Raw genomic sequence first — 17,811 nt, 5'->3', positions numbered from 1 at the left:
AGCCGCCAGCTTACGACGACGCATGTGCCGAGTGCATCATGCACCGGGTGCGTCGTCTTAAGCAGCGTTCAACTTCAGGGAGAGCCTCAATGGCAACGAAGAAAGCTGCTGCAACGAAAACTGCTGCACCGGCCAAGAAGGCCGCAGCGACGAAGAAGGCTGTGCTGCGAAGACCACTGTGGTCGTGAAGAAGGCCGTCGCGTCCAAGAAGGCCGCAGCAACCAAGACCATTCCGGCGAAGAAGGCTGCTGCCGGCGGAACGTTCAAGCCGGTGAAAGACCAATTCACTAAAGCGTCGCTCACCGCCCACGTGGCAACGCAAGCCGGCGTTGAGCCTAAGCAAGTGAAGGCAGTGCTGGCAGCGCTCGAGGACACGATTCTGGGTGCTGTGAACAAGAAGGGCTTGGGCGAGTTTACGCTGTCCGGCCTACTCAAAATCAATGCGCAAAAGGTGGAAGCCAAGAAGCGTCGCTTCGGCAAGGACCCGTTCACGGGTCAAGAGCGATGGTTTGACGCCAAGCCGGCCACAGTGAAGTTGAAGGTGCGTGCGTTGAAGAAGTTGAAGGATGCGGCCGCTTAAACCGTCAATATTTCTTCACGACAGGCCCGCCTTTGCGGGCCCTCTAGCTCCTCCAACGTTGATGCCGTCACCTTCGCCCTGAGACACTTCCCTCAGGGCGTAGCGCTTCGTACCCGAATTCCTTGTTTGGATTGGAACTCTTCTCTTGCCAAGGCAACTTCCTTATCAACGCCAGCGAGAAGTTGCTCTGAGCCTCCATCGAAGCGACGTGTTGGCGCGTTTGTCACAGGCCACCGTAATTGAACACCGGTCGCCAGTGGTCTCGCACGAAGGACGCGCCTCTCGCTCTTGCCGTCGGCGAGAAGGAGCCACCATGTCTCGCAGCCGTCGGTCCTGTTGGTTCTATGAGCAAGATACGGCCGGTGGTCAAAAAGGATTTGTCGAACTTGTTCCAGGTCCATTGCGTGAAGGCAATATCTTGCTTTTTAGTCGTCAAGCGCTCAGAAATCGGAAAGCATGCAACGACCATTACTCACCTTTCTCTGGACGGAAGAGTAGTGCACGTTGAACTCTGAGCGCAACGTAGGTTGTTCCCGCCCACGCTAGTTACGAGTTGCCCACGCACACATGCGGCATACATGTCGCTAGTCGATACCGACGGTGCCCGTAATCATGGCGCGCGCGTCATTGTCTTCGACCAGCGCACTGTCAACAATGATGGACTGCTCATCCTCACTCGCCAATTCAACGAGGGCCGCTGGGAGGTCTTTCGACGGCTTGACGCCCAACTCGCGAAGCATCGTCGCTTGACGAATTACATTGCCCCTTCCGGTTACGAGCTTGCCCTGTGCTGAATCGAATGCTGACTGCGCCTGCTTCAACCGTTTGCCCACGGTTTCGAAATCGTCGACAAATCCACAAAGCTTCTCATAAAGCTCCGCTCCCCGACGCGCGATGTCCTGCGCATTTCGATTTTGTGCTTCCTGCCTCCAAAGGTGCGCCACAGTGCGGACGACGAATAACAGAGTGGATGGACTCACCAGTAGAACGTTACGATTCAGGGCTTCCATGAAAATATCTTTGTCGTTCGTGATAGCCAACATGAATGCTGGCTCGATTGGCACGAACGCCAAGACAAAATCAAGCGATTTGCCGTAGAGCGCGTGGTATTTCTTGTCCGAAAGAGATTTAATATGGCCGCGTATCGACTCAACATGTTGCCGCAGGCTGATGGACCGTTGCGCTTCGGTATCCGCCGATGCATACGCCTCGTAGGCGACCAACGATACCTTCGAATCGACCACCAGCTTTCGTTCTTCCGGCAAAAGAATCACGACATCAGGCTGAGCGCGGCTGCCGTCTTCCCGAGTCTGACTATCCTGTACAAGGTATTCATGCCCCTTCCGCAAACCAGACGATTCAAGGACACGCTCGAGAATCAATTCTCCCCAGTTGCCTTGGGTCTTCGAGGACCCTTTCAGCGCCGAGGTTAAGTTCCTCGCATCGTCGCTCAGTGCCTGATTCAGCGCATGCAATTGCCTAACCTGTTCCGCAAGGGCGCTCCGGTCCTTGGTTTCCTGAACATAAACTTCCTCGACCTTACCCTGAAATTCCTTGAGTCGGACTTTCAGCGGTTCAAGCAATTGGCCCAGACTGGTCTGATTCTGTTCGGTGAATCGTTTGGACTTCTCTTCTAGAATCTCCGTCGCCAAAGCCTTGAACTGCGCGCTCAGTTCCTCCTTGGCCTGTGTCAGCAACTGGAGCTTCTCATCCGCATGCTTGCGTTCTGCGTCGTAGCTTGTACGGAGCTCAGTCAATTCGGAACTCAAGCGCGCTATCTCGCCTTCCGCTAGCACCCGCGCGTCAGCCTCGGCAGCACGCTGTTCGCGGGCTAATGCGTGCGCGCCCTGCTCAGCTGCAAGTTCTGCTGTCAACTTGCCGTTGGAGCGCCCGCTAGACTCTCTCAAGTCGCTGAGCTGCTTGCTCGTTTCCTCTAACTGGGTTTCTGTTGCTTCGAGCTTATCTTCAAGTGTCGGAATCAGTGCCGCTTGCTCTTCCAGTGCAGCCTTTCGCTCGTTAGCTTCATTCAACGCGCGCCTGCATTGAGATGCTTCTCTCCCCAGTCCTTCAACATCTTTAGCAAGTTCCGCGACTTTGGCTTCAAGGGAGGTTGCCAATTGCCGTTGCTGCGCCTCACTTGTAGCGAGAGCGCGGCTCTCGTCTTCGCCCTCTTGAATTTTTTCGAGTAATCGCTTCAAGTCTGCCTCAAGCTCAGGGACGCGAGATGACCTCTCGGATAAACGCGCCTGGTCATTTCGACTCTGGTCCAGTTCAGAGCGAAGCTCACTGAATTCCTTCGCTGCAAGGTCTCGCGCGACGCGTAGTTTCGCGATTTCTTCGAGCGTCGCCCTGAGCCGCTCCTCTTTTTGTGCGAAGTCTATTTGCGATGCACTTTGTGTCTGAGCCACTGCGGCTTGGACTTGAAGCTGAACGCGCCCACGCATCAGCAGCCATGAGACTACTGCGCCAGCCATAACCCCGATAACGAGGAAGCCGATATATACGAAAGAATCCATTCCATCCCCGCGAAACACGAAGCTTTCGAAGCTTGGTACAAGGGCGAGACATCTCGCGCCACCTCAAGGGGTCACTGGCTGACCGCCGGCGACTTAGCCATCGTTCCTATACCGGCCACGCAAATCAGAGACTCTCGCGTCAGAGGCGTTTGTCAGGCACGGCATATCCGAACAACCCTTCACGACCTGCTCAAGCCATTTCTCCTGTTCAATCCGCACACCGACGTCTTTCACTCCAATCCGGGCCTGCGCCGACTCATACTCCCTGACTTCGAGGTCATACGCGGCCGCCAGAGTACCGCTTCTGCAAACATTGGCACCAAAAAACGACCCATCATCTACACATCCCACGCTTGAACTACTCATTTGCAGTGCCGTGTCGCGGGACTGCGCGGAGGCCACGCTCTGAGGAGCACTCGCGACTATCGGCGTGTCGACCGAAGCCACCACACGTTCATTCGACCCGAGGGTCACGCCACTGTCGTTCTTTTGTGCCGCCGCAGGTGCGGGGTCCAATTGAACTAACTCGCTAGATGCGGGCAAAGCTTCGCTGGCGAGCGTCGGCCGGGACGGGGTGACTCCAACAGCGCTTGCTGACGACGCTGGTTGTTCGGACGGAGAAGACAAACTTAATACCGCTGACCCGACAATACAGATGCCAATGCCGTACAAGATGCGTTTCGCGGAGCGTCTGAAGTCACGGGTGTCACGCTCGTTGTTTCGGTATCCGGTCTTGAACCGACGGTCGACCTTTCTGGTGTCGAAGAATCCACCAAAACCCACCAAGCTCATCAAGATTCCAACCAGAAATAAGCCGCCCCCCAACATTCCCATATTTTTCGCAACGACAATTAAGTCGGCGCGCCCCGGTATTTGGTTATGATTGTTCGTATCGCCCGAGCTAGTTAGCCGAGGCCACGAATCGCTGTCCGCTTCGGCCGTTCGCGCTCGTCGCCGCAACATTCGGCTGCCTACACCTGACGACTCGTTTTGGCACTATCTTCCTTGACGTCACGAAGACAAGAAACTTTAGCCGTCCGGCGCAACTATTTCTCTTCGCCTACCGAAGGGATGACAGACGCGTCGCTGCGAAGCCTTCGAAACACTGAAAACGTTCTTGCGAAATCAATGGGTACTTTCCGCACTCGTCGCCTACAGATTGCTCGTAAGCCTGTTCCGAATTCGCAAGTTCAGGCGCAGCAGTTGGTCCGCCAGCAGCTTTAAGATGTTTCAGATAGAGGCCGTGCTCTGCCGCCTGCGCGCTTCCACGCTTGAATTCGCTCGAAGGGTTGAGCTTTGACAAAGAAGACACGATTTTTTGCGCCCCAGCGAGCGATTCGTCGTCGGTCGTCGCGCAGTAGAGCAGAGTCGTTGGACGGTTCGCCGCCAGAAGAAAGGCATACACACACGACCGCATTGTGGCCGACTGTGACTGAGATATCCCTGCCGCTGCGCCCCGGATAGCGAGTGCGCCGGAGAGCTGCATCGACGTGAGCAGCGCCGCGTTAGTGAATCCTGCTTTCGTGACCGAGTTGGCGTCGCCCCCTAATTGACGAATAACGTCGTCTGACTGCAACGCCCGGAGAGATTGAAGCGTGTTGTCAAACCACGACACCGGAACAAACCGGTCTCGTTGCGTAACGACGCGAATTTGCCACGCACTGTCGCCCTCAGCGACCGCAGATTGACAGATTCCGACTTCGTCATCGGCCGGCCCTGGCATCCTGCAAGACGCGCTGTCGCGCGCCAACGGAAGCATTGCTTTGAGATGCAACGGGCCGAAACCTAACGTTTGCGTCTTCCAAACCATCTCGGGTGTGGGTTTTGTCTCGGTCAATTGCGGTGCTGACGCGACTGGTGCGCTCGGACTCTCTAGAGACGAAGTTCCGCCTGACGGCGTGCTTCTGTTAGCCCCGGATATGAGAACGCCCGCCGCAACAGCGACCGCTAAGCTGAAATACGCTGGTGCTTTACTTGCGGACATGATTCTACGATTATTATCATCTTAAGATGAATACTAACGCGCGGTTCTGAGGTTAGCCAGCACCGCACAGCGAGAAGACCATGAGTGAACACAACGACTTCGCCGCCCAAGTGGCTTTTGGCACCGACAACTTCGCGGAGAACCCGGAACAAAGGTGTCCGTGCGTACTGGTACTCGACCGGTCCGGCTCGATGAGTGGCGAACCGATTTCTGCACTGAACGCAGGTCTCGTAACGTTCAAAGACGAGCTCGCGGCAGACTCGCTGGCGATGAAGCGCGTCGACACCGCAATCGTCACGTTCGGCCCGGCAACCCTCGAAATGCCGTTTCATACGGCCCCGAATTTTTATCCGCCGACGTTGACCCCTCAAGGTGACACGCCGATGGGCTCGGCCATCAACCTGGCACTCGACACTCTCGAAGCCCGCAAAGCCGAGTACAAAGCGAACGGCATCTCCTATTACCGGCCGTGGGTGTTCCTTATCACTGATGGAGGTCCGACGGACGCTTGGCAGTCCGCTGCCGCCCGCGTGCGTGAAGGTGAAGCGTCGAAGAAGTTCGCATTCTTCGCTGTCGGAGTAGAAGGTGCCAACATGGACACGTTGGCGCAAATTTCGACGAGACAGCCGCTCTCGTTGAAGGGCCTGAAATTTCGAGAACTCTTCCAGTGGCTCTCTGCGTCGATGGCTGCGGTCTCGCGCTCTACCCCTGGGACAGAGGTACCTCTCGCTGCTCCGACTGGCTGGGCGTCGGTGTGAGCTGGAAGTTCATTGGAGCGTCTGCAGTAGGCACCTCGCACACTTCGAACTCGTCGCCCTGCCAAGACAGCTGCTTCTATCACGTTGCGTCAGACGCGACGGGAGCGAGCCTTTTGGTTGCTCTTGTTTCTGATGGAGCGGGAAGCGCACAGTTCGGCGAGGTCGGTTCCGAGCTTGCGTGTGAGGCCGCCGGAAAAATGCTTCTCGAACTCGCCGAAACGACTGGAGAAGATGGGTTGAAAGCGCACGTCGCGAGCGAACTGCTCGAGGTCGTCAGAGCGCGGATAAGCGAGGCTGCGCAAGCGCGAAGTGTCACCATGCGCGCGCTTGCCTGTACCTTGCTCGGCGCGGTTATTGGGCCGACCCGGGCGTTCTACTTCCAAGTCGGCGACGGCGCAATCGTGGCGCGCGACGCAGGAGCACTTGCGCCAGTTTTTTGGCCTGAATCGGGCGAGTACGCCAACATGACGTATTTCGTCACAGATGCGAACGCCGCAGAACATCTGAGAGTCGAGATTCGCGACACGTCGGACGAAGTATCGCTTTTCAGCGATGGAATCCAGCGGTTGGCCTTAGTGTTTGCTACCGAGACCGCGTACGAGCCTTTCTTCGAACCAATGTTCAAGGCGTTACGTGCGTCGTCGGACGACCAGACGGACTCGCTTTGTGCAGCCCTTGAGCGCTTCCTAAATAGCGATGCAATCAATGAGCGAACCGACGACGACAAGACTTTGATTCTCGCAACGCGTTCGCTGGGGGAAAGCAGTGTCAGTAGCGTTTGATGAACTCGGAAATCGGCTCCAGCTGGGCAAGAAGCTAGGTGAAGGTGGTGAGGGTGCCGTATTCGATACAACGCACAACGGCGAAAACGTCGCCGCCAAAATTTACTCGCACGCTCTCCCACCTGAACGACAAGCGAAGCTACGGGCAATGGCGCAGGTAGGTGATACCTACCTCAAGCAAATAGCTGCATGGCCCATCAGTGTGTTACTGACAAAGCGACCAGGGCCCGTCGCCGGCTTCACCATGCCGAAGTTCTCTGGTTATCACGCGGTACACGAACTCTACGGTGTAGGCAGTCGTCGTCAGACTTTCCCGAAAGCGGATTTTGCCTTCTTGGTGGGAACCGCACGAAATATCGCAGCTGCATTTGATGCCATACATGCGCACGGCCACGCCATTGGTGACGTCAATGAGAACAACATCATTGTCAGTCATCAAGGAACGGTTAAGTTGCTTGACTGCGATTCATTCCATGTCAACACTTCGGCCGCCAGCTTTCCGTGCACGGTGGGTGTACCGCACTACACACCTCCCGAACTACAAGGACTGGGTTCTTTCCACGGCGTCACGCGGACGGCAAATCACGACAACTTTGGGCTGGCCGTTCTCGTCTTTCAATTGTTGTTCATGGCAAGGCACCCGTTCTCCGGAATCCCGAAGACCACCGGAGATTTGCCATTGGAGCGCTCTATCAAAGAGTTCCGATTCGCCTATGGAGCGGACCGCCTCGCGCGACTGATTGATATGCCGCCGAAGGCCTTGAGCCTGGATTATCTACCCGCCGGTTTCGGAGACCTGTTCTGGCGCGCGTTCACTGAAACGGGTGTAAAACACGGCCGCCCCAAGGCAAAGGAGTGGGTTGCCGCCCTAGACGGTCTCCTTCGTTCGTTGCGTTCGTGCAGCGCGGAACCACGACATAAATTTCCAGGTCAGCTACACACCTGTATTTGGTGCGAGCGCGACAAGCAAGGAACGCCCTACTTCACTCCAGCCTCCGCGACCGGACCAACCATAAACTTTCAGGCCGCGAGTGCGAATATCGCTGCGCTCTGGTCACAAATTCAGGCGCTCAGCGCAGTACCACAGTTGCCTGCGTTCGCGGCCCCGTCCTTAGCTTTGTCGGGACGCCCCGCCCCCGCGTCTACCGGCTTATCCGTAACCAAGATGCGCTTGATGTACGCCGGCATCTGCTTCGTCGCTTTCTTGTTGTCAATCAGTGAACCCAAACTCTGGTGGCTATGGCTAACTGTTGGGGGCTTTGCCACGCATGCCGTCAAGGCGGAATCGCCTGTCGAATTGAATACGCGCAAAAGCGCGGTTGCCGTCGCGCAGCGCGGCTACGATGCCGCACTGTCCGAATATGACAGGGTGCGCGGGGAGCGCCCAGTTTCCGATGCGTTCCGCAATCTTGGGCAAATCAAAGCCCAGCTGGACGACCTTCCTCAGGTCCTTGCGCTCGAGATGAAGCAACTGCAAGGCACGCTAGTCGCGCGTCAAATGCACGATTTCCTCGACCGGCACTTCATTCACGACGCGAAGATTTCTGGTGTCGGGGCGCAACGCAAACAGACCCTGGCGTCCTTCGGCGTCGAAACCGCCGCAGATATCACGTCCTCGGCCATCGGCGCCATCCCCGGTTTCGGTGAGGGTCTCACAAACAACCTTCTGGCTTGGAAGAGGTCTATCGAGCGAAAGTTCGTGCCGTCCGCCAACATTACCCCCTCCCCTCAAGACGTCAACTCGGTGAACGCGCTGGTCGCATCGATGCGAGCGAAACTTGAGCAGCAACTTCGGGATGGAGCGACATCTTTTCAGACCGTGAGAAACGAGTTTCTGCTCCGTCAGAACAATGCGAAGGGAGCACTGGAAGCTGCCCATCACCATCTGGCCCAAGCACAAGCCGACTTGGCCGCCATGCAGAGGAAGCCGTGACAAGACTTCCCCAAATTCTTTCAACAGCGGTCATCACGGGTTGCTTCGCTATTATCCTGGGCAGTCTCTCGATGTCAGGTCATGCGCAAGAAGCGCCGAATCCGGTGGGAGAATTTCTCAATGCCTTTCGAGGCAAACCTGTGGGGCCAGTAGCCCCCCCTCTGCCTAGCTCTATGCAAACTTCCGGCGGTCTATCTTCCGCCGCGACGGGTGCTCCGCTGACGCCAACGAAGGCTCCCCAAGCACCCGTGCCAGCGCGTGAGCCTTCGTGCCCTCCGGGTGTCGTCCGATTAGGTTGCCCACGGCCGCTTCGTCAGCAGTCGCAAAGCAATTGCCCAGCGGGCATGACCGCCGGTCCAACGGGCTGTGTTCCGATGGCGATGCCTCCAAATGCCCACCGAGTCTCCACAGACGGGCAATGGCAGTGCGACGATGGCTACATGAGGTTCGGTGCTGTCTGCATGGCACTTCAATCGACCCCCGCCAACGCACACCTAACTGGCACTGGTGGCGACTGGGAGTGTAATTCGGGATTCAGACGGGTTGGAAACACATGCGAAGCCGTAAGCCTTCCACCCAATGCTCATCTGGCCAATACGGGGGACGGGTGGGAATGCGACGCCGGATTCCGGATGGTCGGTAACTTCTGCGTAGGACACTGAAGAGAGTCTAGGGGACATGGGGCTGAGCTATAGGAAGTCGATTTCCGCAGGACCGTTTCGCTTCAATGTTTCAGGAAGCGGCATTGGAGTTTCAGTGGGTGTCCCGGGATTCCGTGTCGGAACCGGTCCACGCGGGAACTACGTCTCGATATCGAAAGCAGGGTTCACCTATCGTGCGACCTTACCGTCTCCCGGAAGCAAGCCACAGGCTTACTCGCAGCCTCGGTCCAATCCGCCGGCAGTTCGCCCTGTAATTACATCTTCCGGGAATGCCACGGTTGGCCCTATGACCAGCGTCGCATCAGCGACCGCTGCCCAGCTAGCCTCGTCCTCCGCCGACTCCCTGGTTGATGAAATCAATCGCAAGGCGGAGATGACTCCACTTTGGCCATGGTGCGCAACGCTCGCGCTCATTGGAGTCGTCTTCGCGGCACTCTTGTCAGATGGAGCGACACTAGTCGCCATCGTAAGTGGTGCCATCGCCGTGATTCTATCCACCGCCGCGCTGTGGGTGTACTACTGGGATACAGCTCGCCGGGCAACCGTGCTCCTCTATGACCTCGACCCGACGTCCGAACAAGCGTTCTCCTCGGTGGTCAACGGACTGACGCAACTTGCTGCTTCCGCTGGAAAGTGGAGAATTGATGCGACCGGCACAGTGCTGAACAGAAAATATCATGCTGGTGCTTCGAACGTCGTTCAACGCAAGCCATTACAGATGGGTGTCGGACGATTCTGGAAGGTGAGGTGCAATCTCGATGTTCCGTATATCGTCGCGGGGACGAGCGCTCTCTACTTCTGTCCTGACCGCCTTTTCGTTATCACTGGACGCAAGGTCGCGGCCGTGCGTTACGCCGACCTGCATATGAGCGATGGCTCGACCCAATTCATTGAAGAAGACTCCGTCCCGACTGATGCAGTCCGAATCGGCCGCACCTGGAAGTATGTCAACAAATCGGGCGGCCCTGACCGAAGATTCAAGGACAACCGAGAACTACCTATTGTGCGCTACGAGGAACTTTCGCTCACCTCTGCCTCTGGCTTGAATGAGTTCTTTCAGTTTTCCAAACCCGGCGCCGCAGCAGCGTTCCGCCAATCTGCCAAGAACCTAGTGACCTTTCGTCCTTCGGCAATGCCATAGCACCGCCACGAGCGTCGGGCTGGCATGCACCTACTCGACATCGAAAAAGCGGTCCCGACGAGCAAAGGTGGGCGTCAGCGACGGACCCTCGACGATTTCCCGTCGACTATCGGCAAATGCCTGACGGTGAGGCGAGACTCGAGTAGCGAAAGCCCGCCTTCGCGGGCGTCTAGAAGGGACAACAGTTAGGAGCAGTAGCCGCCATTGTGATGCGAACCGGTACCACCGTGGGGATGCTCACCCTTAGGACAAGCGTGGGCGACATTGACTATGCACAGCAGTGCAACGACGACAGCAGCGATTTTTTTCACGGAGTCCCCCAGTTTTCGTTCGCCGGCACCTTAGTTTCGACGGTCACGGTGTGACGAACCCGTTAACGGCAGACTCCGTTTTCGCTTGAATCGTGGCTGCGCTTGCGCGCCGCTCCACGCTTGTTGCGTCCGCCTCCATGCTCATATCGCGCGCAGGGCCATTTTTGCTCTTAATGAGATAGCAACTCCTCGGTTGCCCTTAAAGGAAGTCTTGCACTGACAAGCAACAAGGGAAATTCTCAACAGTTCCTGCGACCATGATGATGACGACCTGCGGATAGCTGGTTCGCCTCACCGCAGAGCGCTCTGCAGTCTAGGCTGAGACAACGCGGACATTCCCTCAAGTTTTCGAATTCGCTGCCGTTAGAGCCAACGTACGGGCTGCAGTGGGAAAACTGCTGGCATCGAGACACCGACTAAATAAAAGCAAAGCGAGGGCATTGATGAAGGTCATTCTGGCGTTGGTAGCAGTGGCGAGCTTGGCAGGTTGCTCTACGTACGCGGTTCCGCGATATTCCATTAACGCGGACAACGTGGTTGCGATGAAGACCACCGTCGTCAACGGGGTGGGGGTTGGCCAATTCACGCAGGCTCCAATCCCGAATGAAAGCCCCAATCAAATCATGTGCCGCGCGGTCGGTCCCATCAAGACTCCCGACGGTGAATCCTTCGCCGAATTTGTGAAAGCTGGTTTCATCTCCGAACTCAAAATCGCCGGTGTTTATGCACCAACTGCTCCCGTACAACTCACGGGTCAGCTTGAGAACATAGGTTTCTCGTCCATGAGCGGCACATGGAACCTCGGGCTCACCATCAAATCGTCGAACGGGCGTAGCATGAGTGTGGCCGAAGCTTACTCGTACACATCCAGCTATTTCGGTGAGACCGCTTGCAATCAGACCGCTCAAGCGCTGATGCCTGCAGTGCAGGACCTCATCGCGAAGGTCGTGCAGTCGCCTGAGTTTCCCACTTTGTTGAAGTGAGCGTCATCCTGTAGTCGCTCGTCAGTGTCATCGAATTTTGGCGGCGTGTCGCTGCCTGAAGCGACAACGAGGATTTCCGAACAACGACAAGAATGCGTCGTGGTCCATCATTTGGATGGACCCAGGTGCGCAGATTAAGCAGGTCACGCCGCCCAGTCTTTCACCTCCCAACCTGCTGCACGAAGAGCATTCATGCTCGCCACGTCAGCTCTGTCAGCGTGCATCGCAAATGCGAGCAGCCTTTTCGGCCGACTGGCGGCTACGAAGATATTCATAAGCGAACGGAGCTTATGCTCGTTCTTCTCGACTGCGGGATTGGAAGTGCCGCAGAGAAAAGGAAGCGTGCTCTTCAAGTCAAATACCTTTTGGCGGCAGCTTTCGAGCACCAAGGTTGCAAGATGGGTTTCTCCCTTGACGGAGGCTATCGTCGCCACCTGAACAGAGAACTCGGCCGTGTCGGTCGAAATGCTCACCGAGTTCACGCCTGCCGTGCGTGCAACATCTGACCCTGTATCGATGAGCCACTCCGGAGGGACGCCGTCTTCGTCGACGACAACATCGAGCATGTCACCAAGGCCCGCGAGCACCGACACCACAGAAGAGCGAGCGGTCGTCTCGGTGCAAACATCGCGTGGCACTGTGACAATCTGCAACGCCAAGCTCTTCACCCTGGACGCATGCTCAGGATTCGAAGCAGTCAACCGTGCGAACTCCTTCCAAGTTTTAGCGGTTTTATACGGATGAACACCATAGGTCTGCACCATGAGCAAAAGCACCGACCGCGCAGCACCAACCCTGTTGGGTGCTGTTGGATTCGATGCGAATCTCAAACATTGCCGGATGGACCGCCCTGAGTTCTGTGCCGTTACTGCTTCGTCGAAACTTGGGAAATAGTCGCTGATGTGGCGTCCGACCTTCTGGGCGGCATTCCCCTTCGTCTTGATAGCACAAACCGCCTTGACAGGATGCCGCGTCAGTTCTTCACTCGAGAACAGGCTGGCGACCCATTCGCCGAAGAGCTTAATTACCATCTGAACTGTCGCGTCCGAATACAGAATCATCGTGGGAGCAAACGCCGCCGCTGGACCCAGTCCATCGATTGCTCCTCCTACGGGCTTAACTGCATTCACGACCGCCGCAATCGCACTACCGAACCGCAGACTCGTGCGAACCTCAAAGTATTTAGGCCTTGGGAAGGAGTTGGGCGCCACCTTCGGCCCGCGACTGAGAATCGCTTGATTGACGTCGCCAAAGCGCTGAACGACCGCCGCCTCTCTAAACACTGCGTTCAGAACGCTGAGTTGAACGTCGCTGGTGTCTTGCATCTCATCGATAAACACGTTCGGAAAGCGATGTTCGACTGCGTCCGCCAGATTAGGTACCTTTACGAGCGCCTGCTCAGCGTATGCGAACATGTCTTCATGACGCAACCGCCCCTCGCGCGCCATCGCCGCCTTGACCCGACGGAGATGCTCGATAGTTACACCGCTAGCGGGAAGAGTGTGGCCATCGGTTGTTACGAGCGCTAGGTCCGCGCCTCGATATCGAACACCGCAGACCGCCCGCTTACGTTGTTGTTCACTTTGCGCTATCCAAGTCTTGGCGCCCGGATACGCGCGGCGATAGAACTCCCTCTCGAACCCCTGTTCATCAATCTCCCGCAGTTCAATTCCAAGCTCTCGTAGCCAAGGAATAGCAAGAAACTTATTTACGAAGCTCTGAATAGTCCCGATAAAGTGTGGATATCCGAGTAGGGACGCTCCATAGGGAACTGCCTTCAGACAACCTTCTATTTCCTGTCGCGCTACGTTTGTGTGAGTCAGTATGCAAATTCCTCTGTGCGCATATGGCCAGCGGGCAGCCATTAGAGACAGCTTTGCACCGAGCAGTGTGGTCTTTCCGCTGCCTGGTGCCGCCTGGAAGTCACCTGACGTTGCATGAAGCAGAGCGTCGATTTGTTCTTGACGAGAAAAATCCAACGCAGGAAACAGCGTTGCAATGTTTGCAAGGTCTGCTGGTGAGAGTGAGAACGTCTCATCCATCACACAAGCTCCGGCACAAGATGATTAAACGCCGCTCGAATGTATGACGGAAGCTTTTCGAGAAGCTCGGTTCCTGTGCCGAGGTAACCTTCTTTCGCGAGCTTTGCGAGGTATTGAGCAAGGATGGCCTTGGACACTTTTTTCTCGTGCAACAACTCATATACGTCCGCTGCGATAGCTGATTGCGTATGTGCCTTGGAAAGCTCTGCGTATTCTGCCTCGGCCTGCAAACGGGTAGCATCGAACTTCTCTTTGGTGAGAAATCCCTTGGTACCCTCTGCCTGTTCGAGCCTCACCGCGACGAACACCTGCTTGGCAATTCCTGACCGAAGTAGGTCGTACTCAAGCGTCCAATGGTCCGCGATGAATACTTCAGTGCTCCCGCCCTCGGCCCTGCTCTTCTTGCGCACCCGAAGTTCATCTATTTCCTCAGCCGTGTAATCCTTCGCTTTTCGCTTCTGATGCTCTTTCCCATTCTTCGTCTTAAGAATTCCTGCCTCTATCTTGTCTTGGCGCCCCTCGATATATTTGACATCGTCCGGGACGACGTCCAAGTCGCCGATGCAGGCGACGTTAATTGGCATCCTAGCTCCGTCCTTACGCTGCAGGATTCGAGCAAATCTGAAGAGGCCTACGCCGCCAACACTTACAATGGATACGCTATTCCGCTCGAACGACGACCCCGCTGCCTCCGCCAGAGCGGGCAACACGATAGCCTCCGCCGGCCCTTCCACTATCATCACACCGCGAGCGAAGAAAAGGTTGGCTTTGGTTGCATCTAGGAAGCGTTGGAGAAACTCATAGTCTGAGTCGTCTAGACAGGTCTGGTCGCGGTCAAGGCGGTAGGCTTTGCCGGCTACGACAATGGTGAGCGCGTCCACCGGAGCCGTCGAAGCGATGTTAGGACTGTGCGTAGTCACGACGACTTGCAGTCCGTTCGTATTTGCTTTTTCAGCCAACATCGATAGGACACGAGTCTGTAACTGTGGATGCAGATGAGCCTCTGGCTCTTCAATCAGCAGAAGCGCTAGCTCGTCTCCCCCACCATCGGCAAGGAGAAGAAGCTCGGCTGCCATGAAGAGGACGTTGTTGTATCCGAGGCCACGTTCACAAGCCATGTCTTGGCTAACGCCACCTGGTGGTCTCAGTGTGAGTTCGAGACGTTCCAGGATTTGAGCTAACGTAAGCTCGGCAGACACGCGAATCTCTGACGAGAGCGTCGCGTTCTCAAAGCTCAGATTCCTCAGGTAGTCGTCGTTAAGCCGGTCTCTGACCTCCTTAACAACCTGTTTATTCCCAATTCTGTGCTGTGCCTGCGCCATGATTTCAACGAGCGTAGACGGAGGGTCGTCTGGCTTTTGCTTATCGAAATTGTTTGTGCTTTCCTTCTTGACGTCTTTGTGCGCCCGGAGGACTTGAGAGAGCCGAGAACCCTTCTTGGGTCTTAGCTCTGCCACAGCATCTCTAAGCGGCTTCAGATAAGTAGCGCGAATCAGCTCTCGAGCGGTCGAGCCGATTTCGGGACCACCACCACCCTTGCCCGAGTTCACACTGATAACCGGGCTGCTTAAACGACTACCGGGATTACTCTCAATTCGACGCTTCGCCCGAAGATGTACGACGAGGTAGGGGTCGACCCCTTCTTCTAGCGTCAGCCAATCGAGTAATGCCGCTTGTTGCGCTTTGTTCAAGCCGCGCAGTTCGACTTCCAGCTGGAGCTCATCAGCTTGGGAATTGGCCAAGATGTGAAAGTCATCGTCTTCAATACGGAGCCAATCATTACTCGTCGTCAGAAGGACATACCGGATGACGTCGACAATACATGTCTTTCCAGCGTCGTTCTCGCCGACCAAAACATTCAGGCCTTTCCGAAGGTACATATCTAGGTGCTTGTCTCTACTTCTCGCACCGAACGCACGGAAGTTTTCCGCGAATACACGATGAACGTACATGGATGATTTTATCGTTTCTGTGTCGTCTGCAGACTTAAACTCGTTAATAGCTAACAAGGTGTCTTGTGTTTCCGGCCGGCCCGCCGCCGCGCGCTTCACGCGCGTAGGTATATTACGCGAAAATTCAGATGCTGAACGTAGTTGTGAAAGCCCAAGTCGCGACAAACTTATTCGTATCGCAGGCCAACACGTTGCGCGAAAGCCGAAATAGCAGCTCAGAGTAGCATTTTCAAAGGAGTTTCTGCTCGGGCCTGAGCAAGTTGCCCCCAAGACGAGAGCGAATGATTCGAAGACAACTCGACTAGCAGCATCTTAGACCATTTGATTACACATAAGTCATTCGCCGAGTTCTTGGGCGTACTTGAGGCCGGCGGCGAAATCCGTCACTCGCTGCAGGCCTTGCCAGATGGTTTTGACTCCGGGTTCGCCGTCGCCTTTGCGCGCCAGGAATCCGCCGAGCATGGCGACCAAGCGCACGACCTCATTCAGACGCGGTGAGTTCTTCGGCGGTTTCTTCTTGTTGAGAATGAATGCCGCGCGCCATTCATCTCGCTCGAACAAGAGCGCTGCATCCAGGTCCGGGCAAGTTCGACCGAGTCGCATCAACCGAGCAATGCGCCATGCCACCACCATGAACAGCGCCAAGGCACGTTCAAGCCGTGCCATCGATGCGAGTTGCAACGCCTCGACCCGACAGCCGTTCTTGAGCACATGAAAGAATAGTTCCACCTCCCAGCGCGCGCGGTACCAATCAATAAGCTGCGCTGCCGCCTCCAGGTCGTTCACATCGCGGTTACTCAGCAGGCGCCATTCGATCGGCTTGACGCCTGCCGGCGGGTCGACCTCGCGGGCGACGATGCAAGTAGCACTCACCACGCCGCCTGCAGCATCAGTCAACGCAACCCGCTGCGCCCACACCTGCTGCCGAACCGCGCGCGCAGGCTGAGCCTGACGGGCTGCCAGCGTAAAGTGAATCCTGCCCGCCGGCTCACCCGCAGTCACTTGGTCCCACAGCTTGCCGCCGTCAGGCAAGGTGCGATTGTGCTGCGAGCGCAGTAACCAATCCGCCGGGTGGCCCAACTCCTTTGCTTTGACCATCAGCGCCATGATGTCCGATTCCCGGTCAGCCACATAAACCAGTCGCGTGGCAGGCAGTGCGGCCGCTTGTTCGGCAACCCTCTCATATCCTTCGGTCCAACGGGTGCTTTCCTTGATGCCGGGGCGCACACCGTCCGCACCCTTCGGCTCGCGCGCCCACATGTACGCGTCAAGCACGCCCAGCGGTTCGCGCGATGGCGTCACCGCGTAAGTCGGGTGCAGATACAGCCCGCGTTGCGCCTCATACGACAGCGGTCCCAACCCTGTGATGGTCTGACCGTTAAAGTCCAACTGCGTGGTGTCCTGGATGCATAGCACTACTTCGCACGCCCGCATTCGTTCGGTCGAACTCTGCCAATGTGGCGCCATGATGTCGCGCCAGTCCAACTCATCTTGCGACAGGAAGCGGTACGCTGCTGCCGTTTCCGCCCAGCCGCCGCATGCGTTGGGTATGCTTGCCGTCGGCTTCTCCGCCAGCCGCTCAGCCAATAGCACGGCACGCTTGTTCAGGCGTTGGTCGCCCAAATCGATGCCCTTGAGTTCTGCCGCTGCCCAGCTCGATTTCTCTTGCGTCATGTGCCGCCCAAAATGCAAGAGTTAACGCCAGTCCGAAAGAGTTTACAACCCCACCCGCTATGTCATTGACCGTAAACGACTTTTCGCGGCGTGCCACCGTCGCGACTTATGTGTAATGAGGTGATCTTAGACTCGACCTTGCCAAGGCTTCGCGCCTATCATCAGCCATGGTCTGTAAGCGGCATACAGTGCTCAACATTCCGAGACGTCCTCCCTCAACCGACTTTTGCTTCTTCGAGTCACAGGTCAAGCCTGTGGGCTGCGCGACAAATGAGCAGCTGCCGGGTGCTCAAATCGAGCGAGAGCCTAGCCTCAGTACCTCGAGTCGCCGTGCCGACGGGCGCGACAGTTCTGTACAGACACGTTTCCGCCTGGACGTACTGCCTCGTTCAATGAATGGTAGCAGCGGCATTGGTGTGTGGCATCGCTACATGGTGGCTGGAAGCGGAGCTATTAAGGCGAATTGTCGAACAAGTCGCCCTAATCGCATATC

General features: G+C 56.5%; 12 protein-coding genes and 1 pseudogene. 7 read left to right on the top strand and 6 right to left on the bottom strand.

The features are described from left to right. The first annotated feature begins 178 nt into the window (after positions 1 to 178). Positions 179 to 580 carry an HU family DNA-binding protein gene (locus ACEN42_RS05900; protein ID WP_371880880.1) on the top strand — a complete coding sequence of 134 codons (402 nt, stop codon included), beginning with the start codon at positions 179 to 181 and terminating at the stop codon, positions 578 to 580. 584 nt (positions 581 to 1,164) lie between these two features. On the opposite strand, the gene rmuC is transcribed toward ACEN42_RS05900, so the two are convergent. The 3 genes from rmuC to ACEN42_RS05885 all read right to left on the bottom strand — a co-directional run bounded on the left by rmuC (position 1,165) and on the right by ACEN42_RS05885 (position 4,933). Next, positions 1,165 to 3,096 carry a DNA recombination protein RmuC gene (rmuC, locus tag ACEN42_RS05895; RefSeq protein WP_371880879.1) on the bottom strand — a complete coding sequence of 644 codons (1,932 nt, stop codon included), beginning with the start codon at positions 3,094 to 3,096 and terminating at the stop codon, positions 1,165 to 1,167. A gap of 93 nt (positions 3,097 to 3,189) precedes the next feature. Continuing rightward, a complete protein-coding gene (locus ACEN42_RS05890) occupies positions 3,190 to 3,888 on the bottom strand; it encodes a hypothetical protein (RefSeq protein WP_371880878.1) in 699 nt (232 codons plus the stop codon). 268 nt (positions 3,889 to 4,156) lie between these two features. After that, positions 4,157 to 4,933 (bottom strand): hypothetical protein, encoded by a 777-nt coding sequence (locus ACEN42_RS05885; protein ID WP_371880877.1) that lies wholly within the window; start codon positions 4,931 to 4,933, stop codon positions 4,157 to 4,159. 227 nt (positions 4,934 to 5,160) lie between these two features. Here ACEN42_RS05885 and ACEN42_RS05880 point away from each other — a divergent pair, with 227 nt between their 5' ends. From ACEN42_RS05880 to ACEN42_RS05855, 6 genes and pseudogenes are all read left to right on the top strand, one after another. Next, positions 5,161 to 5,838, top strand: coding sequence for a VWA domain-containing protein (locus ACEN42_RS05880; protein WP_371880876.1), 678 nt, complete (start codon positions 5,161 to 5,163; stop codon positions 5,836 to 5,838). Beyond that, entirely contained in the window at positions 5,835 to 6,620 is a 786-nt protein-coding gene (locus ACEN42_RS05875; protein WP_371880875.1) for a PP2C family serine/threonine-protein phosphatase, read from the top strand. Before ACEN42_RS05880 ends, ACEN42_RS05875 begins: the two co-directional genes overlap by 4 nt. Further along, complete coding sequence (locus tag ACEN42_RS05870) at positions 6,604 to 8,553, top strand: helix-hairpin-helix domain-containing protein (protein WP_371880874.1); 1,950 nt, start codon at positions 6,604 to 6,606, stop codon at positions 8,551 to 8,553. The genes ACEN42_RS05875 and ACEN42_RS05870 overlap by 17 nt, the downstream gene beginning before the upstream one ends. 678 nt (positions 8,554 to 9,231) lie before the next feature. Next, positions 9,232 to 9,330, top strand: a pseudogene (locus ACEN42_RS05865) (DUF4236 domain-containing protein); the annotation flags it as partial. A 171-nt stretch (positions 9,331 to 9,501) separates the two neighbouring features. Next, the gene (locus tag ACEN42_RS05860; RefSeq protein WP_371881141.1) at positions 9,502 to 10,356 is read left to right on the top strand and encodes a hypothetical protein; all 855 of its coding nucleotides are present in this window, start codon (positions 9,502 to 9,504) and stop codon (positions 10,354 to 10,356) included. Between the two features lie 754 nt (positions 10,357 to 11,110). Then, on the top strand, positions 11,111 to 11,650 hold the full coding sequence (locus ACEN42_RS05855) for a hypothetical protein (protein ID WP_371880873.1): 540 nt from the start codon (positions 11,111 to 11,113) through the stop codon (positions 11,648 to 11,650). A gap of 143 nt (positions 11,651 to 11,793) precedes the next feature. On the opposite strand, the gene ACEN42_RS05850 is transcribed toward ACEN42_RS05855, so the two are convergent. From ACEN42_RS05850 to ACEN42_RS05840, 3 genes are all read right to left on the bottom strand, one after another. Next, the gene (locus ACEN42_RS05850; RefSeq protein ID WP_371880872.1) at positions 11,794 to 13,692 is read right to left on the bottom strand and encodes a UvrD-helicase domain-containing protein; all 1,899 of its coding nucleotides are present in this window, start codon (positions 13,690 to 13,692) and stop codon (positions 11,794 to 11,796) included. Next, positions 13,692 to 15,644 (bottom strand): ATP-dependent endonuclease, encoded by a 1,953-nt coding sequence (locus ACEN42_RS05845; RefSeq protein ID WP_371880871.1) that lies wholly within the window; start codon positions 15,642 to 15,644, stop codon positions 13,692 to 13,694. Before ACEN42_RS05845 ends, ACEN42_RS05850 begins: the two co-directional genes overlap by 1 nt. A 336-nt stretch (positions 15,645 to 15,980) precedes the next feature. Next, positions 15,981 to 17,318, bottom strand: coding sequence for an IS4 family transposase (locus ACEN42_RS05840; protein ID WP_371880870.1), 1,338 nt, complete (start codon positions 17,316 to 17,318; stop codon positions 15,981 to 15,983). Positions 17,319 to 17,811 lie beyond the last annotated feature (493 nt).

The organism is Caballeronia sp. S22 (assembly GCF_964261745.1).
Lineage (GTDB): Bacteria > Pseudomonadota > Gammaproteobacteria > Burkholderiales > Burkholderiaceae > Caballeronia > Caballeronia jiangsuensis.
The sequence above is the reverse complement of the archived record's forward strand: the minus strand, read 5'-3'. Positions and strand labels throughout refer to the sequence as shown.